Raw genomic sequence first — 22,263 nt, forward strand, 5'->3', positions numbered from 1 at the left:
GTGGGGGACCGACGGTGCGGGTGCTGATGGTCACCTGGGGCTGGCGGTCGCACTTCTACCCGCTCGCCCCGCTGGGCTGGGCGCTGCGCGCCGCCGGACACGAGGTCCACGTGGCCGGCCAGCCCGCGCAGGTACCGGCGATCGTCGGAGCCGGCCTGCCGGCCGTACCGGTCGGTGCCGACCTGGACTTCGCCGAGGTGTTCGGCGGTCAGGTCGGCCCGGTGGCCAGCCCGACCGCCGACCCGGGCACCCCGGACGCCCTCGCCCCGGTGGTCACCCCGGACGGCGGGGTGGTCCGGTTCGCCGACGCGATGCTCGACGAGCTGGTGGCGTACGGCCGTCACCTCCGCCCCGACCTGGTGGTCTACGAACCGTTCAACCTGGCCGGTTCGCTGGCTGCCGCCGCGCTGGGCGTGCCGGACGTCCGGCTGCTGTGGGGGCCGGACTCCAGCACCGAACTCGACCTGGACCAGGCCGCCGTGCTCGGCCCCCGGGCCGCCCGGCTCGGGGTGGACGGGGTACGACTGACCGGCACCCTGACCCTCGACCCGTGCCCCGAGCCGATGCAGGTGGCGGTGCACGGGCCGGCCGAGCCGATGCGGTTCGTGCCGTACAACGGCACGGCGGTGGTGCCGGACTGGCTGCGGACCCCGGCCGACCGGCCCCGGGTCTGTGTCACCTGGGGCACCATGATGGCCGGCCTCGGCCTGACCGACCTGGTCGGCGTGGCCCGGGTGGTGCACGCGCTGGCCGATCTGGACGTCGAGGTGGTCGTCGCGGTGGAGGCCAGCCAGGTCGCCACCCTCGGTGACCTGCCGGCCAACGTCCGGGTGGCCCGCGCCCCGCTCGCGTTGCACCTGGTGCTGCCGACGTGCGCCGTACTGGTCCACCAGGGCGGCGCCGGTACGACCATGACCGGGCTCGCCGCCGGCGTACCGCAACTGGTTCTGCCCCAGGTCAGTGACCAGCACTTCAACGCTGCCCGGCTGGCCGTGACCGGGGCCGGTACCCGGCTCACCGCCGCCGACGCCACGCCGGAGGCGATCCGGGACCGGGTACGGGCCCTGCTCACCGACGACCGGTGGCGCGACGCCGCCCGCGAGATGCGGCGCCGCAACGCGGACCGTCCCACCCCGGCCGATCTCGTGCCCCTGCTGTGCCGGCTCGCGAAAGAAAAGGAAGTCCGATGACCGAGGCACCCCTGCCGTTCCCGCTGGCCGCCCCGCCGACCATCTACCACCCGTCGCCGCAACTGATCGGGTTGCAGGAGAAGTGCCCGGTGGCTCCGGTGGTGATGTCCGACGGCTCACCGGCGTGGCTGGTCAGCCGGTACGCCGATGTGAAGCGGATCCTGACCGACAACCGGTTCAGCCGGGCGGCGGCCGGCGGCGCGGACGGCCCGCCGCAGGAGCTGGGCGCGCTGGAGACCGAGTCGCTGATCGGCATGGACCCGCCCGAGCACACCCGGCTGCGCCGGCTGGTCGCCCGGACCTTCACCGCCCGGCGGGTCGAGGAACTCCGGCCGTGGGTGGCCGGACTGGTCGACCAGCTCATCGACCGGATGACCAGGCTGCCCCGCCCGGTCGACCTGGTCGAGCACTTCTCCACCCCGCTGCCGGTGGAGGTGATCAGCGAGCTACTCGGCATCCCCGAGGCCGACCGGCACAAGTGCAAGACCTGGTCGGACACCATGATGGGCGACTGGCGGCAGGACCCGGAGGGGACCCGGGACGCGCTGGACAGCTTCGCCCGGCTGATCGACGCCCGGCGGGCCGATCCGGGCGACGACCTGATCAGCGCCCTGATCCAGGCCAGCGACGCCGAGGACAAGCTCACCGAACACGAGCTGGTCTCGCTCTGTGTGGGGGTACTCATCGGCGGGCACGAGACCACCACCAACCAGATCAACATGGCGCTGCTGACCCTGTTCCGCCACCCCGACCAGCTCGACCGGCTCCTCGCCGACCTGGACGGCGGGATCGGCCCGGCCGTCGAGGAGCTGACCCGTTTCATCCAACTCGGCGAGACCGGGGTGATGCTGCCCCGGATCACCACCGAGGAGGTCGAGCTGAGCGGGGTCACCCTCCCGGCCGGATCGGCGGTGCTGCCCGCCTTCGTGGCGGCGAACCGGGACCCGGCCGCCTACCCCGACCCGGACCGGCTGGACCTGACCCGCAGCCCCAACCCGCACCTGGGTTTCGGCGCCGGGGTGCACCACTGCCTCGGCGCACAGTTGGCCCGGATGGAGCTCCAGGAGGCGCTGCGCGGCCTGTTCACCCGGCTGCCCGGACTGCGGATCACCGTCGCCGACAGTGAGCTGCGGTTCAAGCAGGGCCTCGCGGTGCGCTGCGTCGAGGCACTGCCCGTCACCTGGAAGGTGTAAGGAAGGGCCCCTTCTTATCGCATTTGGTAGAGGAAGGGCCCCTTATTAACGCGGGTGGGTGGCCGGTGGTGTCCCGGTACGTCGGCTGGTCGGACGGGTGCTCAGGCGTCGGCCGACCGCTGCCCGACCACCACGGCAATCCCGTCGAGCACGCGTTGCAGACCGAACTCGAAGGCGTACTCCGGCGCGTACGGGCCGCCGTGCGCCTGTCCGGCAGCGGTACCCACCCGGGCGGCGAGCGGATAGGTACCCGAGCGCATGAACCTCTCCAACCAGGGGGCGTACGACTGCCACCACTGGTCGTCGGTCATGCCGGTCTCCCGTTCCAGCTCGACGGCCTCCAGGGCGGCCCGGGCCGCGCTGCGGACGTGCCCGAGGACCAGGGTGAGTACCGCGTCCATCTCCACGTCGGTCAGGCCGATGTCGGCGACCGCGCGCAGCTCGTAGTCGTACTTGGCGAGCAGGTTGGGTCCGAGCACCGGTCGGGTGGTCTCGACCCGTAGCAGCCAGGGGTGGTGGCGGTAGAGCGTCCAGTTCTCCCGGGCGACCTGTTCCAGGCGGGCCCGCCAACCGCCGGTCACCTCGGCGGGCCGGTCCATCTCGCCGTAGAGCAGGTCGACGATGACGTCGAGCAACTCGGCCTTGCCGGGTACGTAGGTATAGAGCGACATGGTGCCGACGCCCAGTTCCTCCCCGACCCGGCGCATGGTGACCGCGTCGATCCCGTCCCGGTCGGCGATGCCGATCGCGGTCCGGGCGATCCGGTCGACGCTCAGTTCCGGCCCGCCGCCCCGGCTCGCCGGCTCCCGGGTACGCCACAGGATTGCCAGGCTACGGGCCGGATCGACCCTGGGTCTGCGCTCGCTCGCCATAGTCCGCCCATGCTACTCGGGCGCAAGGAGGGGCCCCGCTTGTCGCTCGGCGACCTCGGCCCGAGCAGCGCGCACACCGTGCCGGCGGCGACGTCGAGATCGGCTCCGGCCAACGCCTCCCGGTCCCCGTAGCCCATACGGCGCGACCGCGCCACTCGGCGTCCTACCCTGTACGCGGACCCGGCCCGAGGAGAGCAGAGCCATCGGCGAGAAGATCGAGATCAGGGGCGCCCGCCAGCACAACCTGAGGAACATCTCCCTGGACGTCCCGAAGCGGAAGATCACGGTGTTCACCGGGGTCTCCGGATCGGGCAAGTCCTCACTGGTCTTCGGCACCATCGCCGCCGAGTCCCGGCGCCTGGTCAACGAGACCTACACGGCGTTCATCCAGGGGCTGATGCCGCACTACGCCCAGCCGGACGTCGACGAGTTGCGTAACCTCTCCGCAGCGATCGTCGTCGACCAGAAGCGGCTGGGCGGCAACTCCCGCTCCACCGTCGGTACGGTGACCGACACGTACGCGATGCTCCGGCTGCTCTACTCCCGCGCCGGTGAGCCCCGCGTCGGACCGGCCCACTTCTTCTCCTTCAACGATCCGGAGGGCATGTGCGGCGACTGCGACGGTCTCGGCTGGGCCACCCGGGTCGCACTGGACGAACTACTCGACCGGGACCGGTCGCTCAACGAGGGGGCGATCCGGTTCCCCGCCTTCGAGGTGGACTCCTGGTACTGGAACCTCTACGCCCAGTCCGGTCTCTTCGACAACGACAGGAAGCTGCGCGACTACACCGACGAGGAGTGGCACCACCTGATCAACGGGCCGGCCCGGAAGCTCAAGGTGAAGCTGCCGACCGTCGGCGGCACCATGAACTCCACCTACGAGGGTCTGCTGCCCCGGTTCAAGCGCCTCTACCTGAGTAAGGAGATCGACCAGGTCCCGGCGCAGCTCCGCGCCGACGTGGCCCGGATCGCGACCAGCGGCCCCTGCACCAGCTGCGCCGGCACCCGGCTCAACGAGGCCGCCCGCACCTGCCGGGTCCAGGGTCGAACCATCACCGAGTGCACCGCGATGCAGGTCAGCGACCTGGCCCCGGTCGTCCATGGGATCACCGACCGGTCGGTGGCCCCGCTGGTCACCGCGCTCGCCGCCCGGCTGGAGAGCCTGGTCCACATCGGCCTGGGCTACCTCAGCCTGGACCGGGAGAGCGCCACCCTCTCCGGCGGCGAGGCGCAACGGGTGCGGATGGTCCGCCACCTCGGCAGCAGCCTGACCGACATCGCCTACGTCCTCGACGAGCCCAGCGTCGGCCTGCACCCGCACGACGTGCACCGGCTCAACGATCTGCTCATCGCGCTCCGGGACAAGGGGAACACCATCCTGGTGGTCGAGCACGAGCCGGAGGTCATCGCGATCGCCGACCACGTCGTCGACATGGGCCCCGGCGCCGGCGAGCAGGGCGGCGAGATCGTCTACACCGGCGACCTGGCCGGGCTCCGGTCCTCCGGTACGCTCACCGGCCGGCACCTGGACCGCCGGCAGCCGCTGCGGACGCAGGTCCGGCCGGCGACCGGCTGGCTGCACATCGACCATGCCGACCTGCACAACCTGCGGGACGTCAGCGTCCGCATCCCGACCGGGGTACTCACCGTGGTGACCGGGGTGGCCGGCTCCGGCAAGAGCGCGCTGATCCGGGGCTGCCTACCGAGGCACCACCCGGAGTCCATCATCGTCGACCAGACCCTGCCCCGGGGTTCGAAGCGGTCCAACCCGGCCACCTACACCGGGCTGCTGGACCTGATCCGGCGCAGCTTCGCCTCGGCCAACGGGGTCAGCGCCGCGTTGTTCAGCGCCAACTCGGAGGGGGCCTGCCCGAAGTGCCAGGGACTCGGGATGATCTACACCGACCTGGCCTTCCTGGAGACCGTGGCCACCGTCTGTGAGGCGTGCGGCGGCCAGCGGTACCGGGACGAGGTGCTGCGGTACCGGCTGCGGGGCCGCACCATCAGCGAGGTACTGGCCATGTCGGTCACCGAGGCGCGGACCTTCTTCACCGAACCGGCCCTCGCCGCCCGGCTGGCCGCGTTGGACGACGTCGGCCTCGGGTACCTCACCCTCGGCCAGCCGCTGGACACCCTCTCCGGCGGCGAGCGGCAACGGATCAAGCTCGCCAGTGAACTGGGGCGCACCTCGCAGGTGTACGTCCTGGACGAACCCACCACCGGGCTGCACCCGCACGACGTGGCGAAGCTGATCGTCCTGCTGGACCGGCTGGTCGACGGCGGCAGCACGGTCGTCACCATCGAGCACAACCTGGACGTGGTCGGACGCGCCGACTGGATCATCGACCTGGGGCCGGGGGCCGGGCACGACGGCGGCACCGTCGTGTTCGAGGGCACCCCGGCGGACCTGGTCACCCACTCCGACTCGCTCACCGGGCGGCACCTGGCCGCGTACCACCGGACCGACCGGCCGTCCACAGGGGAACATGGCCGGCGGGCCGACGCGGTCGAGGACTTCCGGTAACCTGCGCGGGCGACCCCGACCCGGGTCGCGGACGGGGAGAGCTGATGCGACGCCGGTCTAGTCGGACGCTGCTGGGTGGACTGGTGCTGGTGGCGGTGCTGGCGGGCTGCGCACCGCCGGCCGGCACCGACGGTGACCTGACCGACGACTGGGGTGCGTTCGCGCAGCCGGAACCGTTCGTGCCACAGGTTGGTGTGTGCCACAAGCTCCGGGAGAAGAACGGCTATCTGACCAGCTACATTCCGATGGAGTGTGCCCGGCCGCACCAGACCGAGACCTTCCACGTCGGCACCTTCACCGGCTCTTCGGCCGACCGTCCCACCCCACCCGGCCCGGGCTCGCCCGCGTTGCGTACCGCCTTCACCGACTGCGACCGGCAGGCGACCCGGTTCGTCGGCGCCGACTGGCGGGGCGGACGGCTGTCGGTGGAGGTGGTCCCGCCGTCACCGGCCAACTGGGCCGGCGGTGGGCGCTGGTACCGGTGTGACCTCTTCGTCCTGGCCAGCCTCGAAACCGGGAGCGATCGCGACCTGTCGACCGACTGGGCCGGCAGCCTGCGGGACGCGTTGAAGCAGCCCTCGTCGTTGCGGTACGACTGCTTCACCGAGGACCGGTGGAACGGCCTGAAGCCGGTCGACTGCACCCGGCCGCACCGGTTCGAGTACGTCGGGATCTGGACCGCACCGTTCCCGACGTACGAGTTCGACGGAAACCCTGCCCGGGTGCACGCCCAGTGCCGTTCGGTGGTCGCCGACTTCGTCGGCACCCGTAACCACCGAATGGGCACCAGCTTCCGACCGCCGTCGGAGGCCGGGTGGGAGCGCGGCGACCGGGGTGTGCGCTGCCTCCTCTGGTCCGACCGCAAGGACCAGACCCGCTCGCTGCGCGGTACCGGCTCCCGCTAGCCGTCCGACACCGAGTCCCGACAGCCTTCCCGGCCCGACAGCCGAGTCCCGACAGCCTTTCCGGCCCGGCAACCGAGTCCGACAGCCTTTCCGGCCCGACAGCCGCCGGTCGCGCCTGCCCCGGGCGCGGACCGCCGTGCGTCCGTGGCCCCACCCTCTTGAGCCGGAATCGACGTCACCCACCCCACGTCGAGCCGATGGCGCATCCTCCGTCCGACCCTGCCGCTGACGGTGGCGGTGACGTCTCCGCTACTCCACTCCGGTCACTGTGGGTCATGTGTCTGACACCTTTCACGGCCGACGCCATGGAGTTCATTGACAATTCCCTACACAACAGCATATAAAACTCAGAGCGGACTCCTTGCGGCGTCAACTAACTTGCCGCTCAGTGGATGTGACACCTGGTAGACCGGAACACCTACTACAGCGCCATCCCACCGGACGGGTGTTACAGCAGTGGTACCGAGCGGTGACGCAGCAGGATCAAGAACGGAAGGATCCGTGGTCCTGTCGATGACAGGGCGGTCCGCCTCCTACCAATGAAGGGTCGATCTGTGATGGTCAATCGCCTCACCGAGCCGGTACTCAGCCTGTTCCGAGCGGTCGTCGGGCTGCTGTTCCTGCTGCACGGCACGGCCTCGCTCTTCGGAGTCTTCGGTGGTAACCGGGGCAGCGGGCAGGCCATCGAGTTCGGCATCTGGCCGGGCTGGTGGGCGGCTGTGATCCAGTTCGTCGGGGGCCTGCTGGTCCTGGTCGGACTCGGTACCCGGATCGCCGCCGTCATCTGCTCCGGCTCGATGGCCTACGCCTACTTCGTGGTACACCAGCCGAGCTCGCTGCTGCCGATGAACAACGGCGGTGAACTGGCCACCCTGTTCTGCTGGTCGTTCCTGCTCATCGCCGTCGTCGGCCCCGGCCGCTGGGCACTCGACACGGCGTGGCAGCTCCGCAGCCGACCGGCGCAGAAGCCGGAACTGGCCACCGCGTCCTGACCCACAGGTCTTCCGCCGGGGACGGCAGGGCAGGGACACCTGCCGTCCCCGGCCCCGCGAGCGCCACCGGACCGGGAACGGGCGGCTACGCTCCGGATCGCGATGCGGTCGGTCGGTCTCAGCCCGGTGACCCGACCCGCGCCCGCAGGGTGGGCAGGTCGATCGGGTCGACCCGGGTCGCGGGCACGGTACAGGCGTGCGCCCCGGCGACCGCGCCGTACCGCAGACAGGTGTCCAGCGGCTCCCCGGCAAGCTGCCCGTAGAGGAATCCGGAGATGAAGGCGTCGCCGGCCCCGTTGGAGTCGACCACCGGGGCAGCCGGGGGGACGGCGTCGAACCGGCGTACCCGGTCCTCGCCGCGCACCAGAACGTACCCGCCCTCCGCCCCGGCGGTGGCGACCACCAGCCGGGCCCGGCCCCGGTCGAGGATCCGCCGCAGGGTGGCCGGGCAGTCGGCCAGCGCGGTGGCGGAGAGGAAGACCAGGTCGGCCCGGTACGCGAACGCCTCGTGGTACGGGTTCTCGCCGTCCCAGTTGTGCAGGTCGGTGGAGACGGTCACCGTGTCGGGCAGGTCGTCGAGGACGTACCCGCAGGGCTGGGTGATCGAGACGTGGACCAGCCGGGCCGCCGCCACGTGCGCCGCCACCAGGTCGGCCGGGAACCGCTCGTCGCCCTCGCTCCGGCTGCCGTCGTAGAGCGACAACCGCTGGCCGGACGGGTCGACCAGGTTCACCGCACGCTTGGTACCGGCGGCGGTGGGCACCGTGACCAGCGGCACCCCGTACGCCTCGTGCAGCGCCCGGACCAGATCGCCCTCCCGGTCGTCACCGAGCACGTCGAGGTGGGTGGTGGACAGGCCGAGCGCCCGCAGGCCGAGCGCCACGTTGTCCCCGGTCTGCCCGGCACGGGTCTCGATCGCGGGTACCAGGTAGCTGTCCCGCACCGGCAGGGGCAGCTCGGGAACGTGGATGATGGTGTCCACGCCGGCACCGCCGAGCACCAGTACCGTGCTGTCGCCGTTCACCGTTCCTCCTCCACCTGGGCCGACTGGTGACCGTACTACCGTCCCCGACATGCGGTGTGAGCTGGGGCACCTCTGGCCGGATCGGGAATGCCCGGCGACTCTGGTGGTTTGCTGGCAGGCATGACCGCCGTGATCGAACCGTCCGCCGCACCCACTCCCGGAGAGCTGATGAGCCGCCGGCAACGGCTCTACCTCGTCCTCGTCCTCGGCTCGCTCATCGCGGTCGGGCCGTTGACCATCGACATGTACCTGCCGGCGCTGCCGTCGATCGTGACCGACCTGTCGACCACCCCGGCGGCCGTCCAGCTCACCCTGACCGGCACCCTGGCCGGACTCGCCCTCGGTCAGCTACTGATCGGTCCGGTGTCCGACGCGGTGGGCCGGCGGACGCCCCTGCTGGCCGGGGTCGGCCTGCACGTCGTCGCCTCGCTGCTCTGCGTCGTCGCGCCGGGCATCGGCACCCTCGGCGTGCTGCGGGTGCTCCAGGGGCTCGGCATCGCCGCCGCTTCCGTGGTGGCGACCGCCGTGGTCCGGGACCTGTTCGCCGGGGCGGCGTTCGCCCGGCTCTTCTCCCGGCTGATGCTGGTGATGGGCGCCGCGCCGATCCTCGCCCCGACGCTGGGCAGCGCGGTGCTGGGCTGGACGAACTGGCGTGGCGTGTTCGTGACCCTCGCGGCCTTCGGCGTACTGCTGATCGCCGTGGCGGCCTTCGGGCTCCCGGAGACCCTGCCGGTGGAACGCCGCCGGCACGACGGGATCGCGGGTACCGGCCGGGTCTACCGATCGCTGTTGGGCGACCGCCCGTTCGTGGGGCTGGTGCTGGTCACCGGGCTGGCCATGGCGGCGCTGTTCGCGTACGTGTCGGGCTCGTCGTTCGTCCTGCAGGACGGGTACGGGCTCGACGAGCAGGAGTTCGGGCTGGCGTTCGGCGCGGGGGCGCTCGGGCTGATCGCCGCCACCCAGCTCAACGTCCGGCTGCTGCGCCGGTACACCCCGCAGCGCATCCTGGTCACCGCCCTGGCCGTCGGTACGGCGGCCGGGCTGCTGCTGATCGTCCTCGCCGCCACCGGGATCGGGGGCCTGGCCGGGCTGCTGGCGGCCCTGTGGGTGGTGCTCGCCGCATCGGGTCTGGCCCTGCCGAACGCGCCGGCGCTGGCCCTGTCCCGGCACGGTGAGGCGGCCGGCACCGCCGCCGCGCTGCTCGGTGCGGTCCAGTTCGGGGTCGGCGCGCTCGCGGCACCGCTGGTCGGGGTGCTCGGTACCGGCAGCGTGGCGATGGCGCTGGTGGTGGCCGGCGGGATGGCCTCGGCGCTGGTGGTCCTGCTCGTCGTGGTCCGTCCCGCGCGGCTGGCCGCCGTCGATCCGGAGCTGGCCGCCGGGATGGCGCACTGAGCGGAACCGGCGGCCCGGCACAGGTCGAAGGGGTCCGTCCGGGTGGTGTACCGCACCGCACACCACCCGGACGGACGTCTACCGGCCGGCGGGCTCGACCCACGGAGGCCAGCGGGCTCAGCCCACGCCGGCCGGCGGGCTCAGCCGGCGCACCACTCCAGCGCGGCCTGGGCGCTGAACAGCTTGTGTCCGGCCTGGTCGAAGGCGATGCTGCGGGGACCGTCGAGCACCTCGGCGGTCACCTCCTCGCCCCGGTGTGCCGGCAGGTCGTGCATGAACACCGCCTGCGGACTGGTCGCCAGCACCGCGTCGTCGACCTGGAACGGCGCGAAGATGCGACGCCAGTCGGCGTCCGGTTTGCTGGTGCCGGTGGTCTGCCAGCGGGTGGTGTAGACGACGTCGACCTCCGGCAGGTCGGTCATGTGGTGGGCCCCGACGACCGCCGAGCCGGTCTGCTTGGCCGCCACCTCGGCAGTGGCCAGGATGTCCGGATCCAGCCCGTACCCGGGCGGGGTACGCAGGTACAGCCGGGTGTCGGTGAACCGGCTGAGGGCGAGCGCGAGCGCGGCAGCGCTGTTGTTGCCCTCCCCCACGTAGAGCACCCGCAGGCCGTCGACCCGGCCGAACCGCTGGGTCATGGTGCTCAGGTCGGCCAGGGCCTGGGTGGGGTGTTCCTCGGCGCTCATCGCGTTGATCACGCCCATCCGGTCCTGCGCCGCGAGGGCCCGCAGCTCGGCGACCGGGTCGGCGGTCCGGGCGACGAACAGGTCGACCATCCGGGACAGCACCCGGGCGGTGTCCTCGATCGTCTCGCCGGTGTTGAGTTGCAGGTCCCCCGGGCCGTAGCTGATCAGCTGCGAGCCGAGCCGCAGGGCGCCGCTGGAGAAGGCGGTCCGGGTGCGGGTCGAGGTACGGCGGAAGTAGACCGCGGTGACCAGACCACGCAACTGGTCGGCGGGGCGGACCCGACCGGCGGCGAAGTCGGCGCTGCGGGTGACCAGGTGCCGCAGGTCGGCGTCGCTCAGGTCACGGATCGACAGCAGGTGACGGCGGGGACGGTGGTCCATCGGGATCCTCCAGGATCGGTCACGGTACGGCGCGGGTGGCGGCGGTCGGGTCGGTCAGCCGAGCGCCGCGCGGGTGGCGGCGGTCGGGTCGGTCAGCCGAGCGCCGCGCGGATGGCGGCGCCGGCCCCGGTGGTGGTGAGGGTGCCGCCGAGATCGGGGGTGCACCGTCCATCGTCGATGGTGGTGCGGACCGCGACCCGGACCGCTTCGGCCGCGTCGGGGTGACCGAGATGTTCGACGAGCAGGGCGGCGCTGAGCACCGCACCGACCGGGTTGGCGGTTCCCTGACCGGCGATGTCCGGGGCACTGCCGTGCACCGGCTCGTAGAGCCCGAACCCGGTGGCCGGGTTGAGGTTGCCGGAGGCCGCCGCGCCGAGTCCGCCGCCGAGCGTCGCGGCGAGGTCGCTGAGAATGTCGCCGTAGGAGTTGTTGGTGACGATGACGTCGAACGTCTCCGGTTGCGCAACCAGGTTCATCGCCGCCACGTCGACGTACAGGTGACGGGCCGGCACCTGCGGGTGCCGGGCCAGCGCATCCCGCCAGCACCGCTGCCAGAGCCGGCCGCCGGCGGGTACGGCGTTGGACTTGTCGACCATGCAGACCCCACGCCGGGCGATACCGAAGGCGTGGTCGATGACCCGGGAGACCCCGAGCCAGGTGCTCACGTCGGCGTCGACAGCCACCTCGTCCCGGGTACCGGCCCGCAGGGTGCCGCCGATGCCGGTGTACAGACCCTCGGTGTTCTCCCGGACGATCACGCAGTCCAGGTCGCGGCGGCGGCCGTCCCGCAGCGGACTGAGCCGCTCGTGCAGCAACCGGACCGGCCGGAGGTTGACGTAGAGGTCCAGCTCGGCGCGCAGCCGCAGCAGCACCCCCCGGGCGTACTCGGGCGAGGTGACCCGGGGGTTGCCGACCGCGCCGAGCAGGGTGGCCGCGCTGTCGCGGACCCGGGTGACGTCGTCGTCGGTCAGTGCCGTCCCGGTGGCCAGGAAACGTCCGGCGTTGACGTGGTCGAGGACGTCGAAGGTGAGGCCGAGACCGAGCGTGTCGAGGATGGCGACGGCCTCCCGGGTCACCTCGGGGCCGATGCCGTCGCCCGGGATGACGGTGATGGTGGGCACGGGTCTCCTCCGGGTCAGGGTCGGGTGACGGCGGGCGCGAACCGGGCGGTCAGCTGCTCCGCCGCAGCGAGCAGGGTCTCCCGGGGACGGTTGAAGGCGACCCGGATGAACCGGTCCCCCCGGGCCCGGTCGGTGAAGAACGGGAAGCCGGGTACCAGCAGCACCCCGGACTCCACCAGGACCCGTTCGACGAAGGAGGCGCTGTCGCTGTCGGTGACCGGGCTGATGTCGGCGAAGAGGAAGCAGCCCCCCTCGGCCGGATGGAAGGTCAGGCCGAGCCCGGACAGCAGGTCCTGGGCCAGGTCCCGGCGGGCGGCCAGTTCGGGTACCGGCTGCCAGGAGGCACCGTCGAGCAGCCCGGCCCGGGCGGTGGCGACCTGGAGCGGAGCGGCGGTGCCGTTGGTGGTGACCTCGTGCACCCGGCGCAGCACCCGCGTGTAGTCCGGGTTGGCGCGCAGGTAGCCCATCCGCCAGCCGCTGACCGCGTGGCTCTTGGAGAGCGAGCCGATGACGATGCTGCGCTCGGCGAGCCCGGGTACGTCGGCGACGGACAGGTGCCGCCGGCCGTCGAAGACCAGGTTGGCGTAGACCTCGTCGGAGATGACCGTGACGTCCCAGCGCTGGCACAGCTCGGCGATGCCGGCCAGTTCGTCCGCGTCGAGGACCCGACCGGTCGGGTTGCTGGGCGAGTTGAGGATGACCGCGCGGGTACGCGGACCGAACGCGGCGGCCAGTTCCGCCGGGTCGTACCGCCAGTCGGGGGTGCGCAGCGGCACGAACCGGGGCACTCCGCCGGCCACCGCCACGGCGTTGCGGAAGTTCTCGTAGAACGGTTCGAGGAGCACCACCTCGTCACCGGGGTCGACGGCGGCGAGCATCGCGACCCCGAGCGCCTCGGTGCCCCCGGCGGTGACGGTGATCTCGGTGTCCGGGTCGGCCGGGGAGGGGAAGGAGGCGGCGATCCGGGCGCGCAGCGTCGCGTCGCCGCTCGGGTCGGCGTACTGGTTGTGCCCGCCCCGCAGCGCGGCCACCGCCTCGGAGATCATGGCGGGCGGGGTGTGCGGGAAGCCGGGGGTGCCCACCGCGAGGTCGATGGCCTGCCGCTGCCGGGCCAGCACCAGCAGCCGTACCAGGGCACTGCCGGCCAGGTCGCGGGTCCGGGCCGCGCCGAACCGTCCGGCGGTACCCACCGGCGCGGTCACCGCCGGCCCCCCACGGTCGCGGCCGTGGAGAACATGCCCCGGCGCAGCGTCGGCAGCCAGGGCCGGCGATCGCGCTCGTAGGCGCTGATCGCCTCGTCCCGGCCCAGGGTCAGGCCGATGTCGTCGAGCCCGTTGAGCAGCAACCAGCGGGCCCGCTCGTCCACCTCGAACGGCCAGCGCGACCCGCCGGCGCGTACCTCGGTGTGCACCACGTCGACGGTGACCGTGAAGCCGGGGTCGGCGTCGCACCCGTCGGCCAGGTCGGCCACCGCCGGTTCCGGCAGGACCACCGCGAGCAGCCCGTTCTTCCAGGCGTTACGGAGGAAGATGTCGCCGAAGCTGGTGGCGATGACCGCCCGGAAGCCCCAGTCCCGCAGCGCCCACACGGCGTGTTCGCGGGAGCTGCCGGTACCGAAGTTGTGCCCGGCGACCAGGACCGAGGCGCCGGCCCGCGCCGGCTGGTTGAGCACGAACTCCGGGTCGGTGAACCAGTTGGCGAAAAGGGTGTCGGCGTACCCGCTCTTGGTCAGCCGCTTGCAGAACTCCGCCGGGATGATCTGGTCGGTGTCGACGTCGTCCCGGCGCAGCGCGACCCCCCGGCCGGTGTGTTCGCTCACTGCTCGCATCGGTTGCTCCTAAAGCTCACTGGGGGCGGCCAGCCGGCCGGCGACGGCGGTGGCCGCGGCGACGGCGGGTGACACCAGGTGGGTACGGGCCCGGTCCCCCTGGCGGCCCTCGTAGTTGCGGTTGGAGGTGGAGGCGATCCGCTCGCTGCCCTGCGCCCGGTCGGCGTTCATGCCCATGCACATCGAGCAGCCGGGAAGCCGCCACTCGGCACCGGCCCGCTGGAAGACCTCGTGCAGCCCCTCCGCCTCGGCCCGGCGGCGCACGTCCATCGATCCAGGCACCACCAGCATCCGGACCTGGGGGTCGACCCTGCGGTCCCGGAGCACCTCGGCGGCGGCGCGCAGGTCGTCCAGCCGGCCGTTGGTGCAGGAACCGAGGAAGACCGTGTCGATGCCGATGTCGCGCATCGGGGTGTGCGGGGCCAGCCCCATGTAGTCCAGGGCGCGTTCGGCGGCGGACCGCTGCCCCGGGTCGGTGAAGGACGCCGGGTCGGGTACGGCGGCACCGAGCGGCACCGACTGGCCCGGGTTGGTGCCCCAGCTGACGAACGGGGTGAGCGCGGTGACGTCGATGTCGACGGTCCGGTCGAAGACCGCGTCGGGGTCGCTGCGCAGGGTCCGCCACCAGGCGACGGCATCGTCCCAGGCGGCGCCGGTGGGGTGGGCCGGCCGGTCGGCCAGGTAGGCGAAGGTGGTCTCGTCCGGGGCGATCACCCCGACCCGGGCGCCGGCCTCCACGCTCATGTTGCACATGGTCATCCGGCCGGCCATGGACAGGGCGGTCACCGCCTCACCCCGGTACTGCAGGGCGTGGCCGTGGGCGCCGTTCGCGCCGATCCGCGCGATGACGGCGAGGATCAGGTCCTTGGCGGTGACGTCGGCCGACGGCCGGCCGACGAAGTCCACCGCCATGGTCCTCGGCCGGCGCATCGGCAGGGTCTGGGTGGCCAGTACGTGTTCCACGTCGCTGGTGCCGACCCCGAAGGCCAGCGCACCGAAGGCGCCGTGGGTGGAGGTGTGGCTGTCCCCGCAGATCACCGTCATGCCGGGCTGCACCAGGCCCAGTTCCGGGGCGACCACGTGCACCACGCCCTGGTGGGCGGTGCCGTGCCGGAGGTGTTCGATGCCGTACTCGGCACAGTTGGTGGCGAGCTGCTCGACCTGGGCCCGGCCCATCGGGTCGCGGATCAGCAGGCTGTCGGTGGGGACGTTGTGGTCCTCGACGGCGAGGGTCAGGTCGGGGCGGCGGACCCGCCGGCCGGTCTGCCGCAGCCCGTCGAAGGCCTGCGGGGAACTTGCCTCGTGCACCAGGTGCAGGTCGACGTAGAGCAGGTCCGGCTCGCCGTCGGCCCGGTGCACCAGGTGGTCGTCCCAGACCTTCTCGACCAGGGTACGGCCGCCCATCAGGCCACCGCCGGACCGGACGTCGGGCCGGCCGGGTTCCCGGCGGCGGCCTTGGCCAGCACCAGGTGCCGCAGGTCGTCGGTGGAGACGCACTCCCCGTTGGTCCGGTTGGCCACGTAGTCCTCGTAGAGGTGCTCCACCAGCGCCTCGTCGACCGGTACGCCGGCCTGCTCGATGACGTGCCGGACCACGTTGCGCCCGGAGTGCCGCCCGACCAGCAGCAGCCGTTCCCGGCCGAAGCGGTGCGGTTCGACGTACTCGTAGGTGATCGGGGCGCGCAGCATGCCGGCCTGGTGGATGCCGGCCTGGGTGGCGAAGGCGTTGTCCCCGAAGATCGCCTTGTTTCGGGGCGGGGTGAGCCCGATGAACCCGCAGAGCAGCCGGAAGGCCGGGTAGAGCCGGTCGGCGTGGACGGTGCTGGTGGCACCGAGCTGCTCGCCCTTGTACGCCAGTACCACGGCCAGCTCCTCCAGCGGGGTGTTGCCGGAGCGTTCCCCGATCCCGGCCAGGGTCACCTGCACCTCGTCGGCACCGGCGGCGATCCCGGCCAGCGCGTTGGCCAGGGAGAGGCCCATGTCGTGGTGGCAGTGGCAGGAGAGCACGATGTCGTCGGGGATCCAGGAGCGGACCCGGGCGATCAGGTCCCCGTACTCGGCGGGGATCAGGCACCCGGTGGTGTCGGCGATGACCACCGTGTCGGCGCCCTCGGCGACACCCGCCTCGATCAGCGGACGCAGGTACGCCTCGCCGCCCCGGCTGGCGTCCTCGATGGCCAGGCTGACCGTGTGGAAGCCGAGGCTACGGGCGAACCGGAAGCTCTCCACGATCTCCCGGATGCCCTCGGCGCGGGTCAGCCCACGCTTGTGTTCCAGGTGGATGTCGCTGCCGGTGGCCATCAGCTGCAACTGGTGGTTCGGGCCGACACCGCCGGCCTCGGCGGCGAGGCTGATGTCGGCCGGGTCGGCCCGGTTCAGGGTGGCGAACCGGGCGGTGGTCAGCGACTCGGCGATCAGCCGGGTGGCCTTGAAGTCACTCGGCGACGAGCTGGGGAAGCCGGTCTCGATCACGTCGACCCCGATCGCCTCCAGGGCGAGGGCGATCTCCAGCTTCTGCTCGGGGGTCATCGCGTTGCCGGGTGCCTGCTCCCCGTCGCGCAGGGTGGAGTCGAAGATGGAGATGCGTCGCGGTTGTGGACCCTGCTCAACTGTCATGTCCCACTCACCTCACGGAGATTTGTCACGGCGGTGTCAGCTGGCCTGGATGGCCTGGTGCAGCAGGGTGAGCCCCCGCTCCAGCCGGGCGAGGTCGATGGTGAGCGGCGGCATCACCTTGACCACCTCGTCGGCCCGGCCGCAGAGTTCGACGATCAGCCCGGCGTCGAAGCAGCGCCGCTGGATGCGGTCCGCCCGCTCGGCGCCGCCGGCCGCCCCGAAGTCGATGCCGAGGACCATGCCCAGTCCCCGGACGACCAGGGCCGGGTCGGTCCCGCGCAGGTCGGTGCCGAAGCGCTCCAGCCGCCGGGCGGCGACCGCGGCGGTGGTGCGGAAGCCGTCCTGGCCCCAGAGTTCGCAGGCGGCGGCGCCGGCGACGAAGGCGAGCTGGTTGCCCCGGAAGGTGCCGGTGTGCTCCCCCGGCGACCAGACGTCGAGTTCGGGGCGGAACAGCACCATCGACAGCGGCAGCCCGTACCCGCCGATCGATTTGGACAGGGTGATGATGTCCGGCACCACCCCGGCGTGCTCGAAGCAGAAGAACGTGCCGGTCCGGCCGCACCCGGACTGGATCTCGTCGAAGATCAGCAGGATGCCGTACCGGGTGGTCAGCTCACGCAACCGGCGCAGCCAGTCGGCCGAGGCCGGGTACACCCCGCCCTCCATCTGCAACGGTTCGACGATGACCGCGGCCGGGATGTCCATCCCCGACGACGGGTCGGCCAGCATCCGCTCCAGGTAGCCGATCGAGTCGAACGGTCCCGCCGGGCCGTCCTCGTACGGCACGAACGTCACGTCCGCCGTGCCGGCCTGCCCGGCGGCGCGGGCCCGGCGGCTGCCGGTGACCGCCAGCGACCCCCGGGACATGCCGTGGTACGCCCCGGTGAAGGAGACGATGCCGCGCCGGCCGGTGGCCTTGCGGGCCACCTTCAAGGCGGCCTCCACCGCGTCGGTACCGGTCGGCCCGCAGAACTGCACCTTGTGGTCCAGTCCCCGGGGGGCCAGCACGTGTTCCCGGAGCCGGTGCAGGAAGGTCCGCTTCGCCACGGTGTACATGTCCAGGCCGTGCATCACGCCGTCGTCGGCGAGGTACTCGGTGAGCCGGCGCTTGAGGTACGGGTGGTTGTGGCCGTAGTTCAGGGTGCCGGCGCCGCAGAAGAAGTCGGTGAACATCCGGCCGTCCTCGGCGTACAGCTCGGCGCCGCGGGCCCGGCCGAACACCACCGGGAACTTGCGGCAGTAGTAGCGGACCTCCGACTCCATCTCCTCGAACAGGGAGAAGTCGTAGGCCGCCTGGTGCGGCGGTACCGTCTCGTCCACCAGCATGCTCATCGGTCTGCGGTCCCCTCGGTCGTGGTTGCGTCGTGGTCAGTTGCCTCGTCGCCGGCCAGCAGGCGGTCGAGCAGGCCGGTCAGACGGGCGATGTGCGGGGGCCGCATGACGGAGAAGTGGTCGCCGGGGATCCGGTGCACGGTCACCCCGGCACCGGTCAGCTCCCGCCACCGGCCCAGGTACTCGTCGAAGCTCTGCCCCTCGGCCACCTCGTGCTCGCCCCGGGCCAGTTCGTCACTGACCACCAGGTGCAGGCCCCCGGGTACCGGCCGGTGCCGGTAGGCGAGGTCCAGTTCCATGACCTCCCGCCAGATCCGTACCGCGCCCGGCCAGACCTCACCGGCACCCCGCTCCGGCAGGGTGATGCCGGTTTCCGGGTCGACGTCGTCGACCAGGTGGTCCAGCAGCCGCAGCGCCTCGGCCCGGGCGGCCGGCAGGTCCGCGCCGGCCGGCTCGGTGGCCAGTACGTCGAGCAGCTCGCCGCAGCGGCGGATCAGGGCCAGCTCGTTCCAGGCATCCGGCCGGTCGTGCAGGTCGACGGCCGGGTCGAGCAGGACGAAGAGCACCTCCTCGCCGGCCGCACGCAGCCGGTGGGCCATCTCCGCCGCGATGCCACTGCCGCCGCACCAGCTGAACAACCGGTACGGCCCGTGCGGGCGGGCCTGTCGCAGTTCGGCGAGGTACCGCTCGGCCATCTGCTCGGCGGTCGGTGACCCGCTGTCGTCGGGGTGCGGTCCGGGCCACTCGAAGGCGGCCACCGGCTGGTCGGCGGGCAGGTACTCGGCCAGCCGCACGTACCAGTGGGCGCTGCCGCCGCCGGGATGCACGCAGAACAGCGGTACCCGGTCGCCGGTGCGGCGGATCCACATCATCGACCGGCCCGGCTCGGGCCCGTCCCCGTCGGGGGCGAGCGCCGCCGCCAGGGCGGCCACCGTGCGGTGCTCCACGAACGACCGGAAGGTCAGGGTGAGCTGGTGCCGCTCCCGCAGGGCGGCGATGACCCGCATCATGGCCAGCGAGTGCCCGCCGAGGTCGAAGAAGTCGTCGTACGCGCCGACCTGGCGTACCCCGAGCGCCTCCCGCCACGCCTCGGCCACCGCCAGCTCGGTCGGGGTACGCGGCGGTACGTACTCCCGGTCGGACTCCGGGCGGCTGCCGTCCGGCGCCGGTAGGGCGGCCCGGTCGATCTTGCCGGACGGGTTGAGCGGGAACTCCGCCACGGTCACGAAGTGCGCCGGCACCATGTAGTCCGGTAGCTGCTGGCGCAGGTGGGCGCGGAGTTCGGCGGTCGGTACCGGCTGTCCGTCGGCGCCGGTGCGCAGGTAGGCGACCAGGACCGCGTCCCCGGAGGTACCCCGCCGGGCGGTCACCAGCACCCCGTTGACCCCGGGGTGGCTGGCCAGGGCGTGCTCGATCTCGCCCGGTTCGATCCGGTAGCCCCGGACCTTCACCTGGTGGTCCTGGCGGGCCAGGTACTGCACCGAACCGTCGGCGTTGCGGTGCACCACGTCACCCGTGCGGTAGAGCCGGCCACCGGGCGCGCCGTACGGGTCGGGCAGGAAGCGCTCGGCGGTCAGGGCGGGCCGGTTCAGGTAGCCCCGGGTGATGCCGGTGCCGCCCAGGTACAGCTCCCCCTTGGCGCCGACCGGTACCGGCCGCAGGTCCGCGTCGAGGACGTACGCCTGGTAGTTGGCGATCGGGTGGCCGATCGGCGGCGAACCGGGCGGGGCGTCCGCCGGTACCGGGGTGAGCAGCGCGGCGATCGACGTCTCGGTCGGGCCGTAGCCGTTGAGGAAGGTGGTGTGTCCGACCCACTTCGCCGGCAGGTCGGCGGGGCACGCCTCACCGCCGGACATCAGCATCCGCAGCCGGGGGAAGTCGGCCGGGGAGAGCCGCTCCAGCATGGACGGCGGCAGGGTCAGGTGGGTGACCAGCGGGGCCTGCCGGCTCAGGTCGGTGGCGTCGGCACCGGGCGGTGGCAGCACCAGCACGGCGTCGTTGGTCAACGCCATCACCATCTCCCAGATCGACGCGTCGAAGCTGGGCGAGAAGAACTGGAGGATGTGGTCGCCCGGCCGGATGTCCAGGTGTTCCCGCTGGGCGTGGCGCAGGTTGACCACGCCCCGGTGGGTGGCGGCGACGCCCTTGGGCCGGCCGGTCGAGCCGGAGGTGTAGATGACGTAGGCCAGGTTGTCCGGGTCGACGGGTACCTGCGGGTCCGGCGTGGTCGCCGGGACCTCGGTCACCGGCTCCACCAGCTCCACCGCCACGTCGAGCCCGGCGGGTAGGCCGGCCCGGAACTCCCCGGCGGTGAGCAGCACGGACACCCCGGCGTCGGCGAGCATGTGCCGGACCCGGTCGGTCGGGTACTCCGGATCGATCGGCAGGAACGCGCCGCCGGCCCGGAGCACGCCCCAGATCGCCGCGATCAGTTCCGGGGTCCGGCCCAGGTACAGGCCGACCACCCGCTCCGGGCCGGCACCGAGGGCGGTCAGCCGGTGGGCGATCCGGTTGGCGTGCTCGTCGAGCGCGGCGTAGCTGACCGTGTCGTCGCCCCGGCGCAGCGCGGTCGCCTGCGGGGTCCGCGCCACCTGCTGCGCGAACAGGTCGTGCAGCCGCTCACCGGTCGGGAACTCCCGCGTGGTGTCGTTCCACCGGCGCAGCACCTCGTCCCGGTCGGCCGGCGGCAGGGTCAGCCACCGGGCGTCGCCGTCCGGGTCGGCGGCCATCGCGGCCAGCACGTGCCGGTGGGTACGGGCCACCAACTCCAGCCGGGCCCGGCTGATCCGGCCCGGCCGGGCACCGAGGCGTACCTCGCCGGGGAAGGTCCACACCTCCAGGGCCAGGTCGCTGGGGCTGTAGTCGACCACCATGTCGACCGCGAGGTCGTCCGGGTCGAGCATGTGGAAGTCCAGGTACCCGAAGGCGACCTCGATGAAGGGCACCGACGGCTGGCCCCACTCGCGGTGCATCAGCGGCATCGGGTAGCGGCGGTGCGGCCAGAGTTGCACCTCACCGGCGAAGGTCGACCGGACCAGCTCCCGCCAGGTACCGGCGGTCAGATCCGGGGTGAACGGCACCGAGTTCAGGTGCATGCCGAAGACCTCGTCGGCCCGTTCCCGTTCCGGGCGGCCGTTGCAGATCAGTCCACTGTAGAAGCGTTGCTGGCCGGTGACGATGCTCATCGCCTTGAGGTGGGCGGTGAACAGCACGCTCTTGAGCGAGGTACCGGCCAGCGAGGCGAGCCGGCGTAGCTGCGGCTCGATGTCGTCGTACGGCACGTGGATGATCGAGGCGTACTCGTCGGGGTCGTCGGTGGCCCAGGTCTCGGGGATCTCCAACCGGTCCCGGTCGCGGATCCGTTCCCACCAGAACCGGCGGTCGTCGCCGGCCTCGATTGCCCGGCGCTCCAGCGCGATGAAGTCGGCGAACCGCACCTCGGGCAGCGGCGGCAGGTCCGGCTCCTTGCCGATCCGCAGCTTCTCGTAGCAGTCGAGCAACTCGGCGACGGTGAAGGTGTGACTCCAACCGTCCAGGATGGCGTGACACTCGATGTGGGTCAGCCACCATTCCTCGTCGCTGATCACGTGTACCTGGTAGCGCAGCAGCGGGGCCCGGGTCAGGTCGAACGGCGCCCGGCGGGCCTGCGCGTTGCACCCGTCCACGATGGCCTGCTGCTCGGCGTGGTCCCGGCCGCGCAGGTCGTCGCAGTCGATGGCGAGTTCCGCGTCGGCGTGGACCAGTTGCAGCGGCTCGCTGAACCGGCTCAACTCGAACGCGGTACGCAGGATCTCGTGCCGCGCGATGACCAGCGCACCGGCCCGGCGCAACGCGTCCAGGGAGAACGACTCGCGGTGCCGTACCCGGTAGGTGCTGACGTTCTGATAGAGCGGCGCGTCGGGGTGGGCGAGCTGCTCGTAGACCATGCCGGCCTGGCCCTGGGACAGCGGGTACGCGTCGACCACGCCCTCGGGCAGGCGGGCCCGGTCGGTGTCGGAGATCAACGCGAACCGACCGACCAGTTCGGTCGCCTCCCCGGTCGCGGCGGTACCCGCGTCGGCGAGCCGGGCGAGGTCCGCGACGGTCTGGTGGGCGAAGAGGTCCGCGACGGTGAGATTGATCCCCTGGCTGCGCAGGCTCCCCACGACGCGGATGGCGCGGATGCTGTCGCCGCCGATGTCGAAGAAGCGGTCGTGGATGCCGACGGG

The 22,263-nt window shown here is 72.2% G+C and carries 16 protein-coding genes; 6 read left to right on the plus strand and 10 right to left on the minus strand.

Features of this window, described 5'->3' with window-relative positions; all coding sequences use genetic code 11:
* Window positions 1-14: 14 nt before the first annotated feature.
* Window positions 15-1,190, plus strand: a complete 1,176-nt coding sequence (locus V6U90_RS15330) for a nucleotide disphospho-sugar-binding domain-containing protein (RefSeq protein WP_334436137.1) — start codon at window positions 15-17, stop codon at window positions 1,188-1,190.
* Complete coding sequence (locus V6U90_RS15335; protein WP_334436140.1) at window positions 1,187-2,383, plus strand: cytochrome P450; 1,197 nt, start codon at window positions 1,187-1,189, stop codon at window positions 2,381-2,383. Before V6U90_RS15330 ends, V6U90_RS15335 begins: the two co-directional genes overlap by 4 nt.
* Before the next feature lie 101 nt (window positions 2,384-2,484).
* Here the strand turns inward: V6U90_RS15335 and V6U90_RS15340 are convergent, their stop codons facing one another.
* The gene (locus V6U90_RS15340; RefSeq protein ID WP_334436142.1) at window positions 2,485-3,255 is read right to left on the minus strand and encodes a TetR/AcrR family transcriptional regulator; all 771 of its coding nucleotides are present in this window, start codon (window positions 3,253-3,255) and stop codon (window positions 2,485-2,487) included.
* A 202-nt stretch (window positions 3,256-3,457) separates the two neighbouring features.
* Here V6U90_RS15340 and V6U90_RS15345 point away from each other — a divergent pair, with 202 nt between their 5' ends.
* From V6U90_RS15345 to V6U90_RS15355, 3 genes are all read left to right on the plus strand, one after another.
* A complete protein-coding gene (locus V6U90_RS15345; RefSeq protein WP_334436177.1) occupies window positions 3,458-5,779 on the plus strand; it encodes an excinuclease ABC subunit UvrA in 2,322 nt (773 codons plus the stop codon).
* Window positions 5,780-5,823: 44 nt separating this feature from the next.
* Window positions 5,824-6,684, plus strand: coding sequence for a septum formation family protein (locus V6U90_RS15350; protein WP_334436145.1), 861 nt, complete (start codon window positions 5,824-5,826; stop codon window positions 6,682-6,684).
* Between the two features lie 557 nt (window positions 6,685-7,241).
* Window positions 7,242-7,676 (plus strand): DoxX family protein, encoded by a 435-nt coding sequence (locus tag V6U90_RS15355; RefSeq protein WP_334436180.1) that lies wholly within the window; start codon window positions 7,242-7,244, stop codon window positions 7,674-7,676.
* 118 nt (window positions 7,677-7,794) lie between these two features.
* Here the strand turns inward: V6U90_RS15355 and V6U90_RS15360 are convergent, their stop codons facing one another.
* Window positions 7,795-8,700 carry an adenosine kinase gene (locus tag V6U90_RS15360; RefSeq protein WP_334436148.1) on the minus strand — a complete coding sequence of 302 codons (906 nt, stop codon included), beginning with the start codon at window positions 8,698-8,700 and terminating at the stop codon, window positions 7,795-7,797.
* A gap of 168 nt (window positions 8,701-8,868) precedes the next feature.
* On the opposite strand from V6U90_RS15360, the gene V6U90_RS15365 reads away from it, so the two are divergent.
* Entirely contained in the window at window positions 8,869-10,092 is a 1,224-nt protein-coding gene (locus V6U90_RS15365; protein ID WP_334436183.1) for a multidrug effflux MFS transporter, read from the plus strand.
* A gap of 140 nt (window positions 10,093-10,232) precedes the next feature.
* Here V6U90_RS15365 and V6U90_RS15370 read toward each other — a convergent pair whose 3' ends face one another.
* The 8 genes from V6U90_RS15370 to V6U90_RS15405 form a co-directional block, all read right to left on the minus strand.
* Window positions 10,233-11,159 carry an ornithine carbamoyltransferase gene (locus V6U90_RS15370; RefSeq protein WP_334436151.1) on the minus strand — a complete coding sequence of 309 codons (927 nt, stop codon included), beginning with the start codon at window positions 11,157-11,159 and terminating at the stop codon, window positions 10,233-10,235.
* A gap of 92 nt (window positions 11,160-11,251) precedes the next feature.
* On the minus strand, window positions 11,252-12,280 hold the full coding sequence (locus V6U90_RS15375) for an isocitrate/isopropylmalate dehydrogenase family protein (RefSeq protein WP_334436153.1): 1,029 nt from the start codon (window positions 12,278-12,280) through the stop codon (window positions 11,252-11,254).
* A 14-nt stretch (window positions 12,281-12,294) separates the two neighbouring features.
* Window positions 12,295-13,482: a pyridoxal phosphate-dependent aminotransferase gene (locus V6U90_RS15380; RefSeq protein ID WP_334436155.1), complete on the minus strand. Its 1,188-nt coding sequence runs from the start codon at window positions 13,480-13,482 to the stop codon at window positions 12,295-12,297.
* On the minus strand, window positions 13,479-14,108 hold the full coding sequence (gene leuD / locus V6U90_RS15385; protein ID WP_334436157.1) for a 3-isopropylmalate dehydratase small subunit: 630 nt from the start codon (window positions 14,106-14,108) through the stop codon (window positions 13,479-13,481). Before leuD ends, V6U90_RS15380 begins: the two co-directional genes overlap by 4 nt.
* A gap of 9 nt (window positions 14,109-14,117) precedes the next feature.
* Window positions 14,118-15,512, minus strand: a complete 1,395-nt coding sequence (gene leuC, locus V6U90_RS15390) for a 3-isopropylmalate dehydratase large subunit (protein WP_334436159.1) — start codon at window positions 15,510-15,512, stop codon at window positions 14,118-14,120.
* Window positions 15,512-16,723 carry a LeuA family protein gene (locus V6U90_RS15395; protein ID WP_334436162.1) on the minus strand — a complete coding sequence of 404 codons (1,212 nt, stop codon included), beginning with the start codon at window positions 16,721-16,723 and terminating at the stop codon, window positions 15,512-15,514. The genes leuC and V6U90_RS15395 overlap by 1 nt, the downstream gene beginning before the upstream one ends.
* A 36-nt stretch (window positions 16,724-16,759) precedes the next feature.
* Window positions 16,760-18,055, minus strand: coding sequence for a diaminobutyrate--2-oxoglutarate transaminase (gene ectB / locus V6U90_RS15400; RefSeq protein WP_334436165.1), 1,296 nt, complete (start codon window positions 18,053-18,055; stop codon window positions 16,760-16,762).
* Window positions 18,052-22,263 (minus strand): non-ribosomal peptide synthetase (locus tag V6U90_RS15405; RefSeq protein ID WP_334436168.1); only part of this gene is annotated, 4,212 nt, incomplete at its 5' end. The genes V6U90_RS15405 and ectB, both read right to left, overlap by 4 nt.

The sequence above is a fragment of the Micromonospora sp. CPCC 206060 genome (assembly GCF_036906895.1).
Lineage (GTDB): Bacteria > Actinomycetota > Actinomycetes > Mycobacteriales > Micromonosporaceae > Micromonospora.